Annotated in this window: 18 protein-coding genes; 14 read left to right on the top strand and 4 right to left on the bottom strand. The window is 63.0% G+C overall.

All coding sequences use genetic code 11. The features are described from left to right. Position 1 precedes the first annotated feature (1 nt). The 13 genes from AC097A_RS04335 to AC097A_RS04275 all read left to right on the top strand — a co-directional run bounded on the left by AC097A_RS04335 (position 2) and on the right by AC097A_RS04275 (position 14073). A complete protein-coding gene (locus AC097A_RS04335) occupies positions 2–1579 on the top strand; it encodes an ABC transporter ATP-binding protein (protein ID WP_479619894.1) in 1578 nt (525 codons plus the stop codon). Beyond that, entirely contained in the window at positions 1572–2663 is a 1092-nt protein-coding gene (locus tag AC097A_RS04330; RefSeq protein ID WP_479619893.1) for an ABC transporter permease, read from the top strand. Before AC097A_RS04335 ends, AC097A_RS04330 begins: the two co-directional genes overlap by 8 nt. Then, positions 2663–3583 carry an ABC transporter permease gene (locus AC097A_RS04325; protein ID WP_105262639.1) on the top strand — a complete coding sequence of 307 codons (921 nt, stop codon included), beginning with the start codon at positions 2663–2665 and terminating at the stop codon, positions 3581–3583. Before AC097A_RS04330 ends, AC097A_RS04325 begins: the two co-directional genes overlap by 1 nt. A gap of 47 nt (positions 3584–3630) precedes the next feature. Continuing rightward, entirely contained in the window at positions 3631–4788 is a 1158-nt protein-coding gene (locus tag AC097A_RS04320; RefSeq protein WP_315480744.1) for a BMP family ABC transporter substrate-binding protein, read from the top strand. 75 nt (positions 4789–4863) lie between these two features. Continuing rightward, on the top strand, positions 4864–5859 hold the full coding sequence (locus AC097A_RS04315; RefSeq protein ID WP_479619892.1) for an aromatic ring-hydroxylating dioxygenase subunit alpha: 996 nt from the start codon (positions 4864–4866) through the stop codon (positions 5857–5859). Then, the gene (locus AC097A_RS04310) at positions 5859–6911 is read left to right on the top strand and encodes an adenosine deaminase (protein ID WP_479619891.1); all 1053 of its coding nucleotides are present in this window, start codon (positions 5859–5861) and stop codon (positions 6909–6911) included. The genes AC097A_RS04315 and AC097A_RS04310 overlap by 1 nt, the downstream gene beginning before the upstream one ends. A gap of 280 nt (positions 6912–7191) precedes the next feature. Continuing rightward, entirely contained in the window at positions 7192–7827 is a 636-nt protein-coding gene (gene queE, locus AC097A_RS04305; RefSeq protein WP_479619890.1) for a 7-carboxy-7-deazaguanine synthase, read from the top strand. Next, complete coding sequence (locus AC097A_RS04300; protein ID WP_479619889.1) at positions 7824–8228, top strand: 6-carboxytetrahydropterin synthase; 405 nt, start codon at positions 7824–7826, stop codon at positions 8226–8228. The genes queE and AC097A_RS04300 overlap by 4 nt, the downstream gene beginning before the upstream one ends. Positions 8229–8302: 74 nt before the next feature. After that, on the top strand, positions 8303–9613 hold the full coding sequence (gene guaD / locus AC097A_RS04295) for a guanine deaminase (RefSeq protein WP_479619888.1): 1311 nt from the start codon (positions 8303–8305) through the stop codon (positions 9611–9613). A gap of 109 nt (positions 9614–9722) precedes the next feature. Further along, complete coding sequence (locus AC097A_RS04290; RefSeq protein ID WP_315849223.1) at positions 9723–10952, top strand: MFS transporter; 1230 nt, start codon at positions 9723–9725, stop codon at positions 10950–10952. Positions 10953–10965: 13 nt separating this feature from the next. Further along, positions 10966–11502: a dCMP deaminase family protein gene (locus AC097A_RS04285; RefSeq protein WP_315480735.1), complete on the top strand. Its 537-nt coding sequence runs from the start codon at positions 10966–10968 to the stop codon at positions 11500–11502. Further along, positions 11499–12407 carry a KPN_02809 family neutral zinc metallopeptidase gene (gene ypfJ / locus AC097A_RS04280; protein ID WP_479619887.1) on the top strand — a complete coding sequence of 303 codons (909 nt, stop codon included), beginning with the start codon at positions 11499–11501 and terminating at the stop codon, positions 12405–12407. Before AC097A_RS04285 ends, ypfJ begins: the two co-directional genes overlap by 4 nt. A gap of 184 nt (positions 12408–12591) precedes the next feature. Continuing rightward, complete coding sequence (locus AC097A_RS04275; RefSeq protein WP_479620198.1) at positions 12592–14073, top strand: DEAD/DEAH box helicase; 1482 nt, start codon at positions 12592–12594, stop codon at positions 14071–14073. A gap of 57 nt (positions 14074–14130) precedes the next feature. Here the strand turns inward: AC097A_RS04275 and AC097A_RS04270 are convergent, their stop codons facing one another. Beyond that, positions 14131–14988 (bottom strand): symmetrical bis(5'-nucleosyl)-tetraphosphatase, encoded by an 858-nt coding sequence (locus AC097A_RS04270; RefSeq protein WP_479619886.1) that lies wholly within the window; start codon positions 14986–14988, stop codon positions 14131–14133. A 24-nt stretch (positions 14989–15012) separates the two neighbouring features. Here AC097A_RS04270 and AC097A_RS04265 point away from each other — a divergent pair, with 24 nt between their 5' ends. Beyond that, complete coding sequence (locus AC097A_RS04265; RefSeq protein WP_105262630.1) at positions 15013–16314, top strand: hemolysin family protein; 1302 nt, start codon at positions 15013–15015, stop codon at positions 16312–16314. Positions 16315–16327: 13 nt separating this feature from the next. Here the strand turns inward: AC097A_RS04265 and AC097A_RS04260 are convergent, their stop codons facing one another. The 3 genes from AC097A_RS04260 to AC097A_RS04250 form a co-directional block, all read right to left on the bottom strand. Further along, the gene (locus AC097A_RS04260; protein WP_479619885.1) at positions 16328–17098 is read right to left on the bottom strand and encodes a YdcF family protein; all 771 of its coding nucleotides are present in this window, start codon (positions 17096–17098) and stop codon (positions 16328–16330) included. Between the two features lie 12 nt (positions 17099–17110). Next, on the bottom strand, positions 17111–17329 hold the full coding sequence (locus tag AC097A_RS04255) for a hypothetical protein (protein WP_479619884.1): 219 nt from the start codon (positions 17327–17329) through the stop codon (positions 17111–17113). A gap of 271 nt (positions 17330–17600) precedes the next feature. Then, the gene (locus AC097A_RS04250) at positions 17601–17972 is read right to left on the bottom strand and encodes a helix-turn-helix domain-containing protein (RefSeq protein ID WP_479619883.1); all 372 of its coding nucleotides are present in this window, start codon (positions 17970–17972) and stop codon (positions 17601–17603) included. Positions 17973–18052: the final 80 nt, after the last annotated feature.

Raw genomic sequence — 18052 nt, 5'->3', positions numbered from 1 at the left:
CATGGCAACCCCCGCACCAGACTCTCCTCATTCCTCTGTCCCCAGGCTCCAGCTCACCGGCATCACCAAGGCCTACCCCGGTGTGATTGCCAACAGCGACGTCTCGCTCACCGTGTTGCCGGGCCAGACCCACGCAGTGCTGGGTGAAAACGGCGCCGGCAAGTCCACGCTGATGAAGATCATCTATGGCTCCATCAAGCCCGATGCCGGCCAGGTGCTGTTCAACGGCAAACCCGTGAACATTCGCAACCCGAAAGAAGCGCGGGCGCTGGGCATCAGCATGGTGTTCCAGCACTTCAACCTGTTTGACACCATCACCGTGGCCGAGAACGTGTGGCTGGGGCTGGACAAGGCGCAAAGCCTGGAGCAAGTCACCGCCAGCATCACCGCCAAGGCGGCCGAATACGGTCTGGACATTGACCCCAGCCGCCCGGTGCACACCTTGAGCGTGGGCGAGATGCAGCGCGTGGAAATCATCCGTGCGCTGCTGACCAACCCGCAGCTGCTGATCCTGGACGAACCGACCTCGGTGCTGACACCGCAGGCGGTGGAAAAGCTGTTTGTGGTGCTGAAGAAGCTGGCCTCGCAGGGCTGCAGCATTCTGTATATCAGCCACAAGCTGCACGAGATTCGCGAGCTGTGCAACGCTTGCACCGTGCTGCGCGGCGGCAAGGTCACCGGGGTGTGCAACCCGGCCGAAGAATCCAACGCCTCCCTCTCGCGCTTGATGATTGGCGCCGAGCCGCCGCAGCTGGAGCACCGGCCGCAGCAAGCCGGCTTGCCCGTGCTGACCGTCAGTCAGCTGAGTCTGGCCCGTGAAGACCAGTTTGGCGTCGATTTGAATGGCATCTCCCTCACCGTGCACGGTGGCGAAGTGGTGGGCATTGCCGGTGTGTCGGGCAATGGCCAAAAGGAATTGTTGTACGCGCTGTCGGGCGAAGACTGCCGCGCGCCCAAGGGCTCAGTGCGTATGGGGCAGACCGATGTGTCGGCCCTGCACCCCGGCGGGCGGCGCAAGCTGGGCCTGCACTTTGTGCCCGAAGAACGCCTGGGCCGCGGTGCCGTGCCCACGCTAAGCCTGGCGCACAACCTGCTGCTCACACGCACCGAATCCATCACCGCGCCCAAGTTTGCCGGTGGCTGGATCAAGGTGCGCCAGCTGGAGGCCCACGCGGCCCGCATCATCAAAGCTTTCAACGTCAAGGCCAACGGCCCCACGGCGGCGGCGCGTTCGCTGTCGGGCGGCAATTTGCAAAAGTTCATCGTCGGCCGCGAGATTGATGCGGCGCCCAAGCTGTTCATCGTGTCCCAGCCCACCTGGGGTGTGGACGTGGGGGCGGCCGCACAAATCCGCGGTGCCATCTTGGCGCTGCGCGACGCGGGCTGTGCCGTGCTGGTGGTGAGTGAAGAGCTGGACGAATTGTTTGAGGTGAGCGACCGCCTGCATGTGATTGCACGCGGCAAGTTGTCGCCCTCAGTACCGGTGGCCGAGGCCACGGTGGAAAAGATTGGAGAGTGGATGAGTGGTTTGTGGGAGGGCGCTGCGCCCGCAGCGCGTGCAGAGGTGGCCCATGGCTAAGTCCGGACTCAAACTCGAAGCGCGGCCCCAGCCGTCCCAGGCCTGGAGTTATGGCTCGCCGCTGCTGGCACTGCTGGTCACCGTCATCATTGGGGTCATCCTGTTTGCGCTGCTGGGCAAAGACCCGGTGCGCGGCCTGCTGGTGTTCTTTTGGGAGCCCATCAAAAGCGGTTATGCGCTGGGTGAGCTGGTGGTCAAGGCCACGCCGCTGTTGCTGATTGCCCTGGGGCTGGCAGTGTGTTTTCGCTCCAATGTGTGGAACATTGGCGCCGAAGGCCAGTACATCCTGGGTGCGGTGGCTGCCAGCGGCATGGCCTTGCTGGCCGAGAAAACCACGGGCGGCTGGATTGTGGTGCCCATCGCGCTGGCGGGTATTGCCGGCGGCATGGTGTGGGCCGGGCTCACGGCCTTTTTGCGCGACAAGTTCAATGCCAACGAAATCCTGGTCAGCCTGATGCTGGTGTATGTGGCGGTGCAGGTGCTGGGGTATCTGGTCTACGGCCCCTGGAAAGACCCGCTGGGGTATAACTTTCCACAGACCAAAACCTTTGAGGCGGCCACGCGTATTCCGCGCCTGTTTCAGGGCTCGCGCATGAGCATTGGGGTGCTGTTCGCGCTGGTGGGCGTGGCCGGGGTCTGGATCTTTTTGTTCCGCACCCGCGCCGGCTTTGCCCAGCAGGTGGGCGGCCTGGCGCCTGCGGCGTCGCGCTACGCCGGTTTTTCGTCGCGCCGCGCCTTGTGGACTGCGCTGCTGGTGTCTGGCGGCATGGCCGGGCTGGCTGGCGCGCTGGAGGTGGCCGGCCCCATTGGCCAGCTCACGCCCTATGTGCCTGCGGGTTACGGCTTTGCCGCCATCATCGTGGCCTATGTGGGGCGCCTGCACCCGGTGGGCATGGTGTTTTCGGCCCTGCTCATGAGCATGTTCTACATCGGTGGCGAGCTGGCGCAGTCGCGCCTGGGCCTGCCCAAGTCGCTGACCGGGGTGTTCCAGGGCCTGCTGCTGTTCAGCCTGCTGGCCTGTGACACGCTGGTCAACTACCGCCTCAAGTGGGTCACGTCCGCCGCTGCAGGAGGTAAAAAATAATGGATTCCTACGCACTGCTCATCGCAGCCACCCTGAATGCGGGCACCGTGCTGGCGATTGCTTCGCTGGGCCTGTTGATCAACGAAAAAGCCGGCATCGTGAACCTGGGCGCCGAGGGCATGATGCTGTGCGCTGCCATCGCCGGGTTTGCCGCGGTGGTGCACACCGGCAGCGACGTGGCCGGTTTTGCCGCTGGCATGGCCGCTGGCGCTGGCATGGCGGCCATCTTTGGCGTGTTGGTCATCTGGCTCAACACCAACCAGTACGCCACCGGTCTGGCGCTGAGCCTGTTTGGGGCGGGTTTCTCGGCCTTTGCCGGAATCTCGTATGTGCAGGAAAAGATGCCCGAACGCCCGAATTTCGCCATCCCCGGCCTGGCAGACATCCCTTTTGTGGGGCCGGCATTGTTCCGCCACCACCCCATGGTCTACCTCACGGTGCTGTTTGCGCTGGCCCTGATCTGGTTTTTGTACCGCACCCGGGCCGGCCTGATTTTGCGCAGCGTGGGCGAAAGCCCTGAGTCGGCCCACGCCTTGGGTTACCCGGTGCGTGGCATCCGCTTGGCTGCAGTGGTGGTGGGCGGGGCGCTGTGTGGCCTGGCCGGGGCGTACATCTCCGTCATCTACACCCCGCTGTGGGTGGAGGGCATGGTGGCCGGCAAGGGCTGGATTGCGCTGGCGCTGACCACCTTTGCCACCTGGCGCCCGGCACGTGTGTTGCTTGGGGCTTACCTGTTTGGCGGCGTCACCATGCTGCAGTTCCATTTGCAGGGCATTGGGGTGGAGGTGCCCAGCCAGTTCCTCACCATGCTGCCCTATGTGGCGACCATCGTGGTGCTGGCGCTGATCTCTCGCAATCCCCGCTGGATTCGGATTAATATGCCAGCTTCCATTGGCAAGCCGTTCTATCCGGGCTCCTGATTTTTTCGATCGTTTCGGTTTTCTCTCGTTTTTTAAAAGGAAGTGACATGACAGATTTGCAAAAACGTTCACTGCTCAAAATAGCGGCTCTGACCGCTGTGGCGAGCGCGGCCCTGGTGGGTTGCGGCAAGAAGGAAGAGCCGGCTCCTGCGCCTGCACCAGCACCTGCCGCATCGGCCCCTGCGCCCAAGCCAGAACCCCTGAAAATCGCGTTTGCCTACGTCGGCCCTGTGGGCGACGGCGGCTGGACCTTCGCCCACGACAACGGTCGCAAGGCGCTGGAAAAAGAATTCGGCGACAAGATCGTCACCTCCTTTGTGGAAAACGTGCCCGAGTCGGCTGACGCCGAACGCGTGATCCGCGAAATGGCCAGCAGTGGCAACAAGCTGATCTTCGGCACCACCTTCGGTTACATGGAGCCCATGCTCAAGGTTGCGCCCGAATTCAAGGACGTGAAGTTTGAGCACGCCACCGGCTACAAACAAGCCGAGAACATGCGCACCTACGACAGCCGCACCTACGAAGGCGCGTACATGGCAGGTGTGATCGCTGGCAAGATGACCAAGACCAACACGCTGGGCGTGGTGGCTTCCATCCCAATTCCTGAAGTGATCCGCAACATCAACAGCTTCACCCTGGGTGCCCAAAGCAGCAACCCCAAGGTCAAGACCAAAGTGGTGTGGGTGAACGGTTGGTTTGATCCCCCAAAGGAAACCGAAGCCGCTACGTCGCTGATCAACGGCGGCGCTGACGTGCTGTTCCAGAACACCGACTCGCCAGCGGTCTTGAAGACAGCCGAAGCCAAGGGCAAACGCGCCTTCGGTTGGGATTCCGACATGACCGCCTACGGCCCCAAGGCCCACCTGGCATCGGCCATCATCAATTGGGGTCCTTACTACATCCAGGCGACCAAAGCCGCTTTGGATGGCTCCTGGAAGGGCGGCACAGGCTCCTGGATGGGCGTGAAAGACGGCGCGATTGACATCGTGTCCATCGCCGAAGACGTGCCTGCCGAAACCAAGGCCAAGGTCGAAGAAGTGAAGAAGGGTCTGGCCGATGGCACATTCGCCATCTGGAAAGGCCCTCTGAAAGACAACACCGGCAAGGACATCTTGAAAGACGGCGAAACCGCCGATGACAAGTTCCTGTCGGGCGTGAACTTCTACGTCAAGGGCGTGGAAGGCAAGGTTCCCGGCGCCAAGTAATTGGTGGCGGAATGAATCAAGGGCCGCCCACGAGCGGCCCTTTTTTGTTGGTTGGCAAAACAAGGAACGGCAGGCATGGATTCGGCAGCCAAGGAATATTCGTTGTGGCACCCGGTGGCATTGGCCAGCGCGGTGGTGCAGGCCCCGCTGGGCGCACGCGTGCTGAACCAGGCCGTGGTGCTGTGGCGCGACAGCACCCACCAGATCCACGCCTGGGCCGACCAGTGCCCGCACCGCGGTGCGCAGTTGTCATTGGGGCGCGTGTGTGACGACCGGCTGGAGTGCCCGTACCACGGCTGGCAGTTTGATGGGCAGGGGCAGTGTGTGCATGTACCCGCGCTGCCCCAGTTTGTGCCGCCCGCCACGCACACGGCACGCACGTTTTCTGCCTGCGAGCGGTATGGCCTGGTCTGGGTTTGCCTGCAGGCCCATGCCGATGCGGCCCTGATTCCTGCGTTCGCCGCAGAATCCGATGCCCAGCTGCGCACCGTGAACTGCGGCCCCTACGACGTGGCGACCAGCGCGCCGCGCATCATCGAGAATTTTCTGGACATGGCGCACTTTGGTTTTGTGCACGACGGCTGGCTCGGCATGCGCGAAGCCACCGCCATTGACGACTACACGGTGGAGAGCACGCCCAGCGGCCTGCGCGCCACCCGGTGCAAGGCCTGGCAGCCGCAGAGCAATGTGCACTCCACCGCGCCCGCGCAGGTGGAGTACACCTACGAGGTGCTGGCACCCTACACCGCGGTGCTGACCAAGGTGCCCGATGCGGCCAGCGTGGCGCTGCAGGGCTTTCGCGAGTCGATTGGCCTGTTTATCTGCCCCATCAACCCCGAGAGCAGTCGCGTCTGGTTTCGCCTGGCCATGGCCGACTTTGATTCGCCTGACACCAAGCTGCAAGATTTTCAACACACGATCTTCATGCAAGACAAGCCGGTGCTGGAGTCGCAGCGGCCGCAGCGCCTGCCGCTGGATGTGCGCGCCGAAGTGCACACGGCGGCGGACAAGGCCTCCTCGGCCTACCGCCGCTTTTTAAAACAACAGAATATTACTTTTGGAGTCTGCTGATGAGCGCTACACACCCCACCGTTCGACCCGTTGCCGCCGACCGTATGCCGGCCCTGCTGCGCGCCATGCCCAAAGCCGAGCTGCACATGCACATCGAAGGCTCGCTGGAGCCTGAGCTGATGTTTGCACTGGCAAAACGCAACAACGTGCCGCTGCGTTTTGCCAGCGAACAGGCGTTGCGCGACGCCTATGTGTTCAACAACCTGCAAGAGTTTTTGGACATCTACCACGAGGGCACCATGGTGCTCAAGACCGAGCAGGACTTCTACGACATGACCTGCGCCTACCTGGCGCGAGCGCAGGCCGACAACGTGTTGCACACCGAGATCTTCTTTGACACGCAGACGCACACCGGCCACGGCCTGAGTGCCGATGTGGTCATCAACGGCCTGTACCGCGCCTGCGCCGATGCACCGGCCAAGTTCGGCATGACAGCTTCGCTGATCCTGTGCTTCTTGCGCCACCTGAGCGAAGAAGAGGCCTTTGAATGTCTGGAGCAGGCGCTGCCGCTGCGCGACAAGATCGTGGGCATCGGCCTGGCCTCTAGCGAGGTGGGCCATCCACCCGAAAAGTTTGCCAAGGTCTATGCCCGTGCCCGAGAGCTGGGCTTCCGCCTGGTGGCCCACGCGGGCGAAGAGGCGCCCCCGGCCTACATCTGGAGCGCGTTGGATGTGCTGAAGGTGGAGCGCATCGACCATGGCGTGCAGGCCATCCACGATGCGGCGCTGATGCAGCGCCTGGCCAAAGACAAGATGCCACTCACGGTGTGCCCGCTGTCCAACCTCAAGCTGCGTGTGTTCCCCACGTTAAAGCAGCACAACCTGGGCGCCATGCTGGACGCCGGCATCATGGCCACCGTCAACTCCGACGACCCGGCCTACTTTGGCGGTTATGTGAACGATAACTACACCCAGACCTTTGCGGCCCTGGGCTTGACCGCACAACACGCCTACACGCTGGCACGCAACAGCTTTGACGCCAGTTTTATCGACGCAGCACTGCGCCAGAACTATGTGCAGCGGCTGGACGCAGTGTTTGAGACGTTCCGATAGGCGTTGATGACACTCCCGTGGGGGATGCAGATTTTTAGTGCCAAATAGACCGGTGGCCCGCGTACCACCTGCGCAAGCAGCTATCAAATACATAGTATTTGTGTGGCTGTATACCGTTTGCAGGTCGGCACGGTAAAATTCGCCCCAAGGCCCGCAGCTCCGGCGGGCTTTGTCTTTTGTGTTCGGAGCCATGTAGAGGACTACCATGTACAAAAACCTCGCCGCCACACCTGTGGCCGCTTGTTGTTTCCTATCCGCTCGCCTTGGCTGAAAGACTGCCATGGCATACCAAGTCAAAGAAATCTTCTACACACTGCAGGGCGAAGGCTCGAATGCGGGCCGCCCCGCCGTGTTCTGCCGCTTTGCCGGCTGCAACCTCTGGACCGGCCGCGAGCAGGACCGTGCCAGCGCCGTCTGCCAGTTTTGCGATACCGACTTTGTGGGCACCGACGGCACGCTGGGCGGCAAGTTCAAAATCGCCCAGGCGCTGGCCGAGCGCATTGCCGCGCAGTGGCCCGACACCGATGCAGCGAACCGCTTTGTGGTGATGACGGGCGGCGAGCCGCTGCTGCAAGTAGACGCCGAGTTGATTGACGCGCTGCATGCGCAGGGCTTCCAGATTGCGGTAGAAACCAACGGAACGATTAAAGCACCCGAGGGTATCGACTGGATCTGTGTGAGCCCCAAGGCCGGCTCCACCTGGGTGCAGCGCAGCGGGCACGAGCTGAAATTGGTCTGGCCCCAGCCCGGCATCACGCTGGCCGACTGCGAGGCCGCGGACTTTACCCACCGCTACCTACAGCCCATGGACAACATCTTGCGGGCCGACAACACGCGGGCCTGCATTGCGCAATGCCTGGAGCGCCCGCAGTGGCGCCTGTCCCTGCAAACCCACAAGATCACAGGCATCCGATGACCCAAGTGCCCGCCATCCCTATTCCGCGCCGCTGTGAGGTGAGCCAGAAGTTTTTCTTTGACGCCGCCCATACGCTGAAGCGCACGCTGGATGACGCCGAGGAAGTCGCCGGCAGCCGCCGCATCCACGGCCACACCTACCATGTGGAAGTGACCGTGGCGGGCAACGCCGACGAAGACACCGGCATGGTGGTCGACCTGGGCCACCTGCGCCAGGCCATTGCCGTGTTGCGCCCGCGTCTGGACCACCACCTGCTGGACGAAGTGGAAGGCCTGGGCCCGCCCACGCTGGAAAACCTGGCGGCTTACATCTGGCGCGCCATGGCGCAGGAGTTCAGCGGCCTGTGGCAGGTGCGCGTCTGGCGCGAGGCGAGTGGCGACAGCTGCACCTTGCGGGCCTGACCCTATGCGCGGCCCATAGAGGCTATGCATGCCTTGGTATGGACATTGCTGCGCTGCGATATATGCTTGCCCGCATGAAAGCCTACCGCGCCTCCCTTTTGTGGTTTGCCCCCGATGCACCGGGGCAGGCCCGTTTTGAAACCGATGGCCTGCTGGTCGTCGGCCCCAACGCCCAGGGCACCCAGGTGGTGCAGGCCATTGGTGCGTACAGCGCACTGGCACCGCAGTACCCGCAGGTGGCCGTGCAGCACTTCCCCGGCCGCATCATCGCGCCGGGTTTTATAGACCTGCACATCCACTACCCGCAGACGAATGTCATCGGTTCGCCCGCGCCCGGTTTGCTGCCCTGGCTGGAAAATTACACCTTTCCAGAAGAAAAACGCTTTGCAGACCCCGAATACAGTGCGCAAGCAGCTACTTTTTTTGTAGCAGAGCTGCTGCGCAACGGCGTCACCAGTGCGCTCACCTTTGCCACCTCGCATGTGGAATCGGTTAACGCGCTGTTTGCCGAAGCCCAGGCGCAGAAGATGCGCCTGATCACCGGCCTGTGCCTGATGGACCGCCACGCGCCTGCCGACTTGCTGAACCAGGGGCAGGGCAGCGTGAGCGGCACCGAACAAAGCCTGCGCGACACCGAGGCGCTGATCCAGCGCTGGCACGGCGTGGACCGGCTGGGCTACGCCATCACCCCGCGCTTTGCCCCCACCAGCACCGACGCGCAGCTGCGCGGCGCGGGCGAGCTGGCCAAGCAATACGCCGACGTGTGGATTCAGAGCCACGTGGCCGAGAACAAAGACGAAATCACCTGGGCACGTGAGTTGTTCCCCCAGTCCCGCAGCTACCTCGCCACCTACGACGACTTTGGCCTGATGCGCGACCGCGCCATCTATGCCCACTGCATCCACTTTGACGACGACGACCGGGCGCTGATGCGTGACACCGGTGCCGCGGCGGCCATCAGCCCCACCAGCAACCTGTTCCTGGGCAGCGGCTTTTTCGACTACGAGGGCGCCAACCGCGTGGGCTACCACTACGGCCTGGCCAGCGATGTGGGCGGCGGCACCTCGTTCAGCCCCTTTCACACCATGCTGGCCGCCTACTACGTGGGCCGCGAAGGGCAGACCAAGCCCGGCCTCTCGCTCTCGCCCCAGCACCTGTGGTGGCAGCACACGGCGGGTGCGGCGGCTGCTCTGGGGCTGGGTGGCGTGGTGGGCAACTTGCTGCCCGGCTGCGAGGCCGACTTTGTGGTGGTGAATCCCAAAGCCACTCCGTTGTTGGAGCGCAAGACGGCGCTGGCGTCCAACCTGGACGAGTTGCTGTTCTCGCTCATCGTGCTGGGCGACGACCGGCTGATCGAGCAGACCGTCATTTCCCAAGCGATTTAGGGCTCTAGCCAGCGTGGATGCTGCGCGAACAGCTCCCGATTTCATAGCGCTACGTCTGAGGGGTATAGGGTTATCCCGTATAGTTCTGGGCTTCAATCCCAAGGAACCCATGATTGCGACAGAAGAGTCCCCCGCGCTGACGCGGCTGCAAATTGTTTTGGTGATTCTGGCGCTGGCCTGTGGCGGCTTTGCCATCGGCACCGGCGAATTTGCCATCATGGGCCTGCTGCCCGATGTGGCCAGCACCTTTGCCGTCACCACCCCGCAGGCCGGTTATGTCATCAGCGCCTACGCCCTGGGCGTGGTGGTGGGGGCTCCGCTGATTGCCATCGCGGGCGCCAAGTCTTCGCGCCGCACGCTGCTGCTCATCCTCATGGCGGTTTTCACGGTCGGCAACTTCGCCAGCGCGTTGGCGCCTGATTTCCTGAGCTTCGTCGTCTTGCGTTTTCTGACGGGCCTGCCGCACGGCGCCTACTTCGGTGTGTCCGCACTGGTGGCTGCATCGCTGGTTCCGCTGGCCATGCGGGCCCGCACCGTCGGTTACGTGATGCTGGGGCTGACCGGGGCTACGCTGGTGGGCACCCCAGTCATGGCGCTGTTTGGCCAGTTCCTCAGTTGGCGTGTCATGTTCCTGGCGGTGGGGCTGATCAGCGTGCTCACGGTGACGCTGATCTGGATCTACCTGCCGCGCGACAAACCTTCAGAGGGCGCCGGCGTGATGCGTGAATTGGTGGCGTTTACCCATCCGCAGGTCTTGCTGACCCTCACCCTTGCCGCGACCGGTTTTGGCGGCATGTTTTCCATCTTCTCCTACATCGCCAGCACGGCCACCGAGGTGGCGCACATGCCCGCAGGCATGATCCCGGTGATCATGGTGCTGTTCGGCATCGGCATGAATGTGGGCAATGTGGTGGGCTCCAAGCTGGCCGACATCGCGCTCATGGGAACCATAGGCGGCATGCTGGTCTTCAACATCGTGGTGATGACGTTGTTCAGCCTCACCGCTGCCACGCCCTGGATGTTGTGCACGTCGGTGTTCTTGATTGGCTGCACCTTTGCTGCCGGCCCGGCCATCCAGACGCGGCTGATGGATGTGGCGGCCGACGGCCAGACCCTGGCCGCCGCGTCCATGCACTCGGCCTTCAACATCGCCAACGCACTGGGTGCCTGGCTGGGCGGTCTGGCCATTGCCTTTGGCTACGGTTATGCCGCCACCGGCTACGTGGGCGCCTTCCTGTCGTTCATTGGCCTCTTTGTGTTTGCGGCCTCGGTCTGGCTGGAGCGGCGTGGCAGCCCCGTGCGCCGTTCAGGGGGCTTGGTGTCCGTCGGGCAGGAATGATAGGCTTGGGGGAATGAAAAATCTTTCCCTGCTCCACTGGCATTCGATGTTCATGGGGGTGGCGCTGCTGGCGTCAGGCCGCTCCAAGGACGCCCGCAAGCGCAACGGGGCCTGCATCGTCAGCCCGGACAACAAGATTTCTGGCGTGGGTTACAACGGCCTGCCGCGCGGCTGCAACGACGACGACGAGCACTACTGGCAGGACGATGACAGCGACCCGCTGAACTCGCGCCACAGCTACATCGTCCATGCGGAGCAGAACGCCATCCTCAACTGCACCACGCTGCCCTTGCATGGCTCCACCATTTATGCGACCCAATATCCTTGCCCGCGCTGCGTGCAGTCCATCATCCAGGTCGGCATCAAACGCGTGGTCTACCTGGACAAGAAGGAGCACCAAGAGCGTGTGAATGGGGCCTCTGAAAAGATGCTGGCCGATGCGGGGGTGGAGATTGCCTCCCTGCAGGAACTGCACCCCGAGGCCGCCGACTGGTCGGCCGATCTGGCCCAGTTCATCGAAAGCTCCACCCAAGGGAAACCCACACCATGAAATGGGAAGGTAACCGCCAGTCGGACAACGTTGAAGACCGCCGCAGCGGTGGGTCCGGTGGCGGCTTTAGCGGCGGCGGTGGCCTGGGTGGCTTGCTCGGTGGGCTGCTGGGCAGCAAGTTGGGGGTGGGCACCATCGTCGTGGCGCTCTTGGGTGGCTGGGCGCTGGGCATCAGCCCGCTCACTATCCTGGGCCTGCTGAGCGGCGAGGGCGGCCCCGCACCCATGGTGCAGCAAGCCCCGGCCCAGCGCCCACCGGCAGATGACCGCATGGCCAAGTTTGTCTCTACCGTGCTGGCCGATACCGAAGACGTGTGGACCGATGTGTTCAAAAAGGGCGGTGCCGACTACCAGAAGCCCCGGCTGGTGCTGTTTCGCGGCACCACGTCCACCGCCTGCGGCCAGGGGCAGAGCGCCATGGGCCCGTTTTACTGCCCGGCCGACCAGAAGGTCTATATCGACCTGGGCTTTTACGAAACCCTGCAAAAACAGCTGGGCGCCCCGGGCGACTTTGCCCAGGCCTATGTGATTGCCCATGAGGTGGGCCACCATGTACAAAACCTTCTGGGCATCAGCACCAAGGTGCAAGAGGCCCGCAGCCGTGTGAGCAAAGCCGAAGGTAATGCGCTGAGCGTGCGCCTGGAGCTGCAGGCCGACTGTTTTGCCGGAGTCTGGGCCCACCACGCCAACAATGCACGCCAGTTGCTGGAAGAAGGCGATGTGGCCGAAGCCATGAACGCCGCCGCCAAAATTGGCGACGACGCCCTGCAGCGCGGCAGCGGCCAGTCGGTGGTGCCCGAGAGTTTCACCCACGGTAGCAGCGCCCAGCGCCAGCGCTGGTTCGACAAGGGCCTGAAAACCGGTAGCGTCAAAGCCTGCGATACCTTTTCTGCTCGCTCTATATAGCCCCACGCTCCGGGGAAATTGCCGTTTCACAGGAGTGGGGGATAATACGGGGTTGCCCCCGGCGTCGGGGCGCAATCAGCTATCGGATGGATAGCACCCCTTATGGCTATGCCTGACCGACTTGACTACTGAACTGAATACCCCTGCCACCCCGTCCAATGAGCTGACGGCGGACACCCCCATCATGGCGTTTGCCCAGCTGCAGCTGGCTGCCCCCATCGCCCGCGCCGTGGCCGAAATGGGCTACGAAACCATGACGCCCATCCAGGCGCAGGCCATCCCCGTGGTGCTGACCGGCCAGGACGTGATGGGCGCTGCCCAGACCGGTACCGGCAAAACCGCCGCTTTCGCGCTGCCCCTGCTGCAGCGCATGATGAAGCACGAAAACCCTTCCACATCCCCGGCCCGCCACCCCGTGCGCGCACTGGTGCTGCTGCCAACCCGTGAGCTGGCCGACCAGGTGGCCCAACAGGTCAAGCTGTACGCCAAGTACACCAACCTGCGCAGTGCCGTGGTGTTTGGCGGCATGGACATGAAGCCCCAGACCCTGGAGCTGAAAAAAGGCGTGGAAGTGCTGGTCGCCACCCCCGGCCGCCTGCTGGACCACATCGAAGCCAAAAACGCGGTGCTCAACCAGGTGGAGTACGTGGTGCTGGACGAAGCCGACCGCATGCTGGACATCGGCTTTTTGCCGGACCTGCAGCGCATCCTGAGCTACCTGCCCAAGCAGCGCACCACGCTCCTGTTCAGCGCCACCTTCTCGCCCGAGATCAAGCGCCTGGCCAATAGCTACCTGCAAAACCCCGTCACCATCGAAGTGGCCCGCTCCAACGCCACGGCGTCTACGGTCGAGCAGCACTTCTACAGCGTGGGCGAAGACAACAAGCGCCACGCCCTGCACCAGATCCTCAAGACCCGCGGCATGAAGCAGGCCTTTGTGTTTGTGAACAGCAAGCTGGGCTGCGCCCGCCTGGCCCGTTCGCTGGAGCGCGAAGGCCTGAAGACCGCTGCCCTGCACGGCGACAAGAGCCAGGACGAGCGCCTGAAAGCGCTGGAGTCCTTCAAAAAGGGCGAAGTGGACTTGCTGGTGTGTACCGATGTGGCCGCGCGCGGCCTGGACATCAAGGACGTGCCCGCGGTGTTCAACTTCGACATCCCCTTCAACGCCGAAGACTATGTGCACCGCATTGGCCGCACCGGCCGCGCGGGCGCCTCTGGCCTTGCCGTGACCTTTGTGGGCGGTGGCAACGACGCGCGTTTGCTGGCCGACATCGAGAAACTCATCAAGACCAAGATCGAGCTGGAAGCGGTGGAGTTTGAAGAAGACCAGCCCGACATTCGCAAGCAAGGCCGCATCAACGATGGCCGCCGCATGTACCACGAAGACGGCAGTGCGGTGAGCGACAACGGCCGCAGCGCTGGACGTGGCGACAGCCGTGGCCCGCGTGACGACAGCGACCGCGTGCGTGTGCCCCGCGCACCACGCAACGACTACAACCGCCCGGTGCAAGCCTCGCGCGACCCGTTCTTTGACAAGCCCTACGAGCCCAGCGCAGCGCCCGAAGCCGCGCCTTCGTGGGAGGCCTCGGCCCGTCCCACTACGCGCAGCATCTCTGCCAACATCAAGCCCAAACGCAAGGTGGCGGCGCTGTTCAAAGCAGAATAAGCATTTCAGCTTTTCAACAAAAACGGCGCCTGGTGCGCCGTTTTTATTGGCCGATGTTTATTCCCCGGGTTTCTGCGATTGTTCGCAGTGCACCTGTAGCAGCTCGGTGCGCCAGGGCGCGCCTGCTGCGCCAGGCTCTACGCGCAGCGCACTGAGGCAGCCGCCCCACACGCAGCCCGTGTCCAGCGCCAGCACATCGGGTCGGCCCAACCAGCCCAACGTAGACCAGTGGCCAAACGCCACGGTCACTTCCGCCGTCTGGCGTCCGGGCGCCTCGTACCAAGGCAGGTAGCCCTCTGGTGCCTGGTCCGCCGGGCCGGAGGTCGCGAACTCCATGGCGCCTTCGGGCGTGCAAAAGCGCATGCGGGTCAGCGCGTTCACGATCACGCGCAGCCGTTCAATGCCCACCAAGTCGTCGCTCCACTGCTCGGGCGCATTGCCGTACATGGCCTGGAAGAAGGCTCCCACGTTGTCCGACTGCAGCACGGCCTCCACTTCCGCCGCCAGTGCTATGGTTTTGGTAGCTGTCCACGCAGGTAATACGCCGGCGTGCACCATTAATAGGTCTGAATCGCCAACCCGCTCCAGCATCGCCATGCGCTGTTGGCGCAGCCAGTCCAGCAGGGCGGGGCGGTCGGGGGCGACCAGCAGGTCGTCCAGCGTGTCGTGGCGGCCGGGCTTGCGCACGCCGTGGGCCACGGCCAGCAAGTGCAGGTCGTGGTTGCCTAGCAGGCAGCGAGCCGATGCGCCGTAGCCCATCAGTCGGCGCAGCACGCCGGCCGAGTTGGGCCCGCGGTTTACCAGGTCGCCCAGCAGGTAGAGCGTGTCGCGGCTGGGGGAGAAGTCGATGCGTTGGGTCAGCTGCGCCAGCGCTGCGTCGCAGCCCTGCACATCGCCAATAAGGTACATTGCCATGGTGTTTATTCTCGCTTGGGTTCCATGGATTTTTTGCTGATCATCGTGCTGACTTTGTTGAATGGCGCCTTCGCCATGTCGGAGCTGGCGCTCACCGCCAGCCGCAAGGTACGGCTGCAAACCATGGCCGAGGCCGGTGACAAGGGCGCCAAGGCCGCCCTGGCCCTGATGGACAACCCCACCCAGTTTTTATCGTCCGTGCAGGTGGGCATCACCTCCATTGGCATGCTCAACGGCATCGTGGGCGAGGCCGCCTTTAGCGACGGCCTGGCTGCCTGGTTGCAGTCCACCATTACGCTGTCTGACCGCGCCGCTGAAATATCGGCCACGGCCATTGTGGTCACCGTCATCACCTTCATCACCATTTTGTTTGGCGAACTGGTGCCCAAGCGCATTGGCCAGCTCTACCCCGAAACCGTGGCCCGTGTGGTGGCCCTGCCGATGACCTGGGTGGCCACCGGTGCCAAGCCTTTTGTGCGCCTGTTGTCCATGTGCACCCACGGCATGCTCAAGCTGCTGCGCATCGACACCACCGACACCCGCGCTGTGACCGAGGCCGAAATCTCCGCCAGCCTGGAGGAGGGCGTGGACGCCGGCATCATCGAAGAACACGAACACCAGATGGTGCGCAACGTCTTCCACCTGGACGACCGCCACCTCACCTCCATGATGCTGCCGCGCACCGACATTGCCTGGCTGGAGGCCACCAACACCGTGGCCGAATGCCTGGCGCAGGCCGGGTCGAATGCTGCGCATGGCGGGCATTCCTGGTATCCCGTGTGCCGCGACTCACTGGACAACGTGGTGGGCATCATCAGCGTGGCACGCTTGCTGGCCACGGGTGCTGCGCACCAGGATTCTGTCGAGTCGCTGGTGGAGCCAGCCGTGTTTGTGCCCGAGACGCTGAGTGGCATGGAGCTCATCGAGCAGTTCCGCGTCAAGTCGGCGCGCATGGTGTTTGTGGTGGACGAATACGGCGTGGTGCAGGGCCTCATCACCCCGCACGACCTGCTGGAAGCCATTACCGGTGAGCTGCAACCCGATGCACAGACCGAAGCCTGGGCCGTGCAGCAAGACGATGGCTCCTGGATGCTCGATGGCCTGATGCCGCTGAGCGAACTCAAAGCGCGGCTGGAGATTGAAGACGACCTGCCCGACGAAGAGCGCGGCCGCTACAACACGTTGGCGGGTCTGCTCATGGCCGTGTCGGGCAACCTGCCCGCGCAGGGCGCGCACATTGTGTGCGCGCATTGGTTGTTTGAGGTGGTGGCACTGGAAGGCCGTCGTATCGACAAAGTGCGCGCCCGCCGTACCCTTAACGACTGAGGCGCTACGCTGGCTACAAGCGCCCGGTGAGCTTGTAGGCCAGCAGGCCCACCAGTTCGTGCAATGCCAGTTGCCATTCCACGGCGCCACCCGCCATTGAGAAATCCAGCCAGTCACTGCTGTCTCCGGTACGAAAGTCCACCGGATACGCTGTGACATTCCACCCGGCCTTGGCGAACGTGGCCATGGAGCGCGGCATGTGCCAAGCCGAGGTCACCAGCAGCCAGCGCTGCGTGGGATCCACGCCTGGCAGCTTGGCGGTCAACACCGCGTTCTCGTAAGTGTTGCGCGAGGCGGACTCGTACTGCACCTGGGGTCCGCTCAGCCCCAGGCTGTCGAAGAACATCTTGGCGCGCTCGGCCTCCGATTGGCCAACGCCCATCAGCGCACCTTCGCCCCCGGTAAACAACACGCGCAATTGGGGGTTGGCGCGCAGTACCGCCACCGTGCCCGTCATGCGCTCGGCCGCGTCGTTCAGCATGGGTTGCACATGCGCCATCTGCGTGCGGCCCGACTCCGTGGCCCCGCCCAGCACCACCACACCCACATAACCCTCCAGCTTGGCGTTGGGCGCCATCTCGGGGTAGCGGCTTTCCAACTGGCGAATGATGGCCTCGGGCAAGGGCTTCCAGGCCATCAGCACCAGCACCGCCAGCGCCGTGCCCACCAGCCGCCGGCCCGCGCGCGGCCAGCGCTGCAGTAACAGCAGGCTCAGCAGCAGCAAAACAAACACCCACAGCAGGGGCTGGGTAGTCAGGGCCAGAATTTTGGAAGCAATGAACATGGGGTGGTGGACTTACTTGGGGGTGTCTTCCGGCATGGGCCGCGCCTGCTGCAGCGTGCCCTCTACCGTTTGTTTGATCTGCTGCTGTATTTGCTGGCTCTGCTGCTGCGGGCTCGCCCCTGGCGTGGCTGCCGGGGCCACGCTGGCCGTGCCTCCCAGCTGTTTCTTGACCAGCACGCCAACGATGGCGAGCACGATGAGCAGGCTGACGATGCTGAAGATGGCGCGCATGTTGGGGCTCTTTGGGAGTGAAGCGAAAGGAAGAGTTTCCTCGATTTTGGAGCAGGGTCGGGTGTCAAATTCACCCACCTAATTAGGCGATGTCTGGACTGCGACCTGTCCGATGTGATGCAAGTTGGTCCGCTGGTAGTAAAACGCATCGAGCGTTCATTTGGAGCGAGATGCCGCTTTAGCTTGATTAGAGTATGTGGTTGCTTTCAATTGAAGCAACAAAAACACCACTTAGCGGGCTGGTCTCACAAAACTGACGTGCAGCGCAAATTTACGTTTTTCTAATTCGCTGCCGCTTCAGCAATAGAGTCATGAATTCGTCCACTAGCTCCCGATGATCCAACGTCAGCGCTGAATACTTGCTCGAACTCATTGCGGGCTCGGGTTCCGGGTGCTTCTGACCTGCGATGCCGCCACTGGGCTTACTAGTGCTTTGTGAGGCGTTTTCCATCCTTCGGTGCAGTTCCGATACTGTCACCCCCAACGCTGTAGCAATGCGCTCTAAGGTTTCCGGCGAATAGCCCTGTGTACCGCGCTCAATGCGGGACAAGTTGCTAGCGTTGGTATCGGCAGCTAAGGCGATTTCCTCAAGCGTCGCTTTGTGCGCTTCCCTTATCTCCCGAATGACTTGCCCAATTTTCATGGGCGCAATAGTGGTTTGCATTGACGTATCGCGCAAAGCGTGACACGTCAAATAGAATGACGCTTCACGTCAATTACAAA

This window comes from Rhodoferax sp. XS2R6 (assembly GCF_056521365.1).
This window is presented reverse-complemented; position numbering and strand designations above follow the sequence as displayed.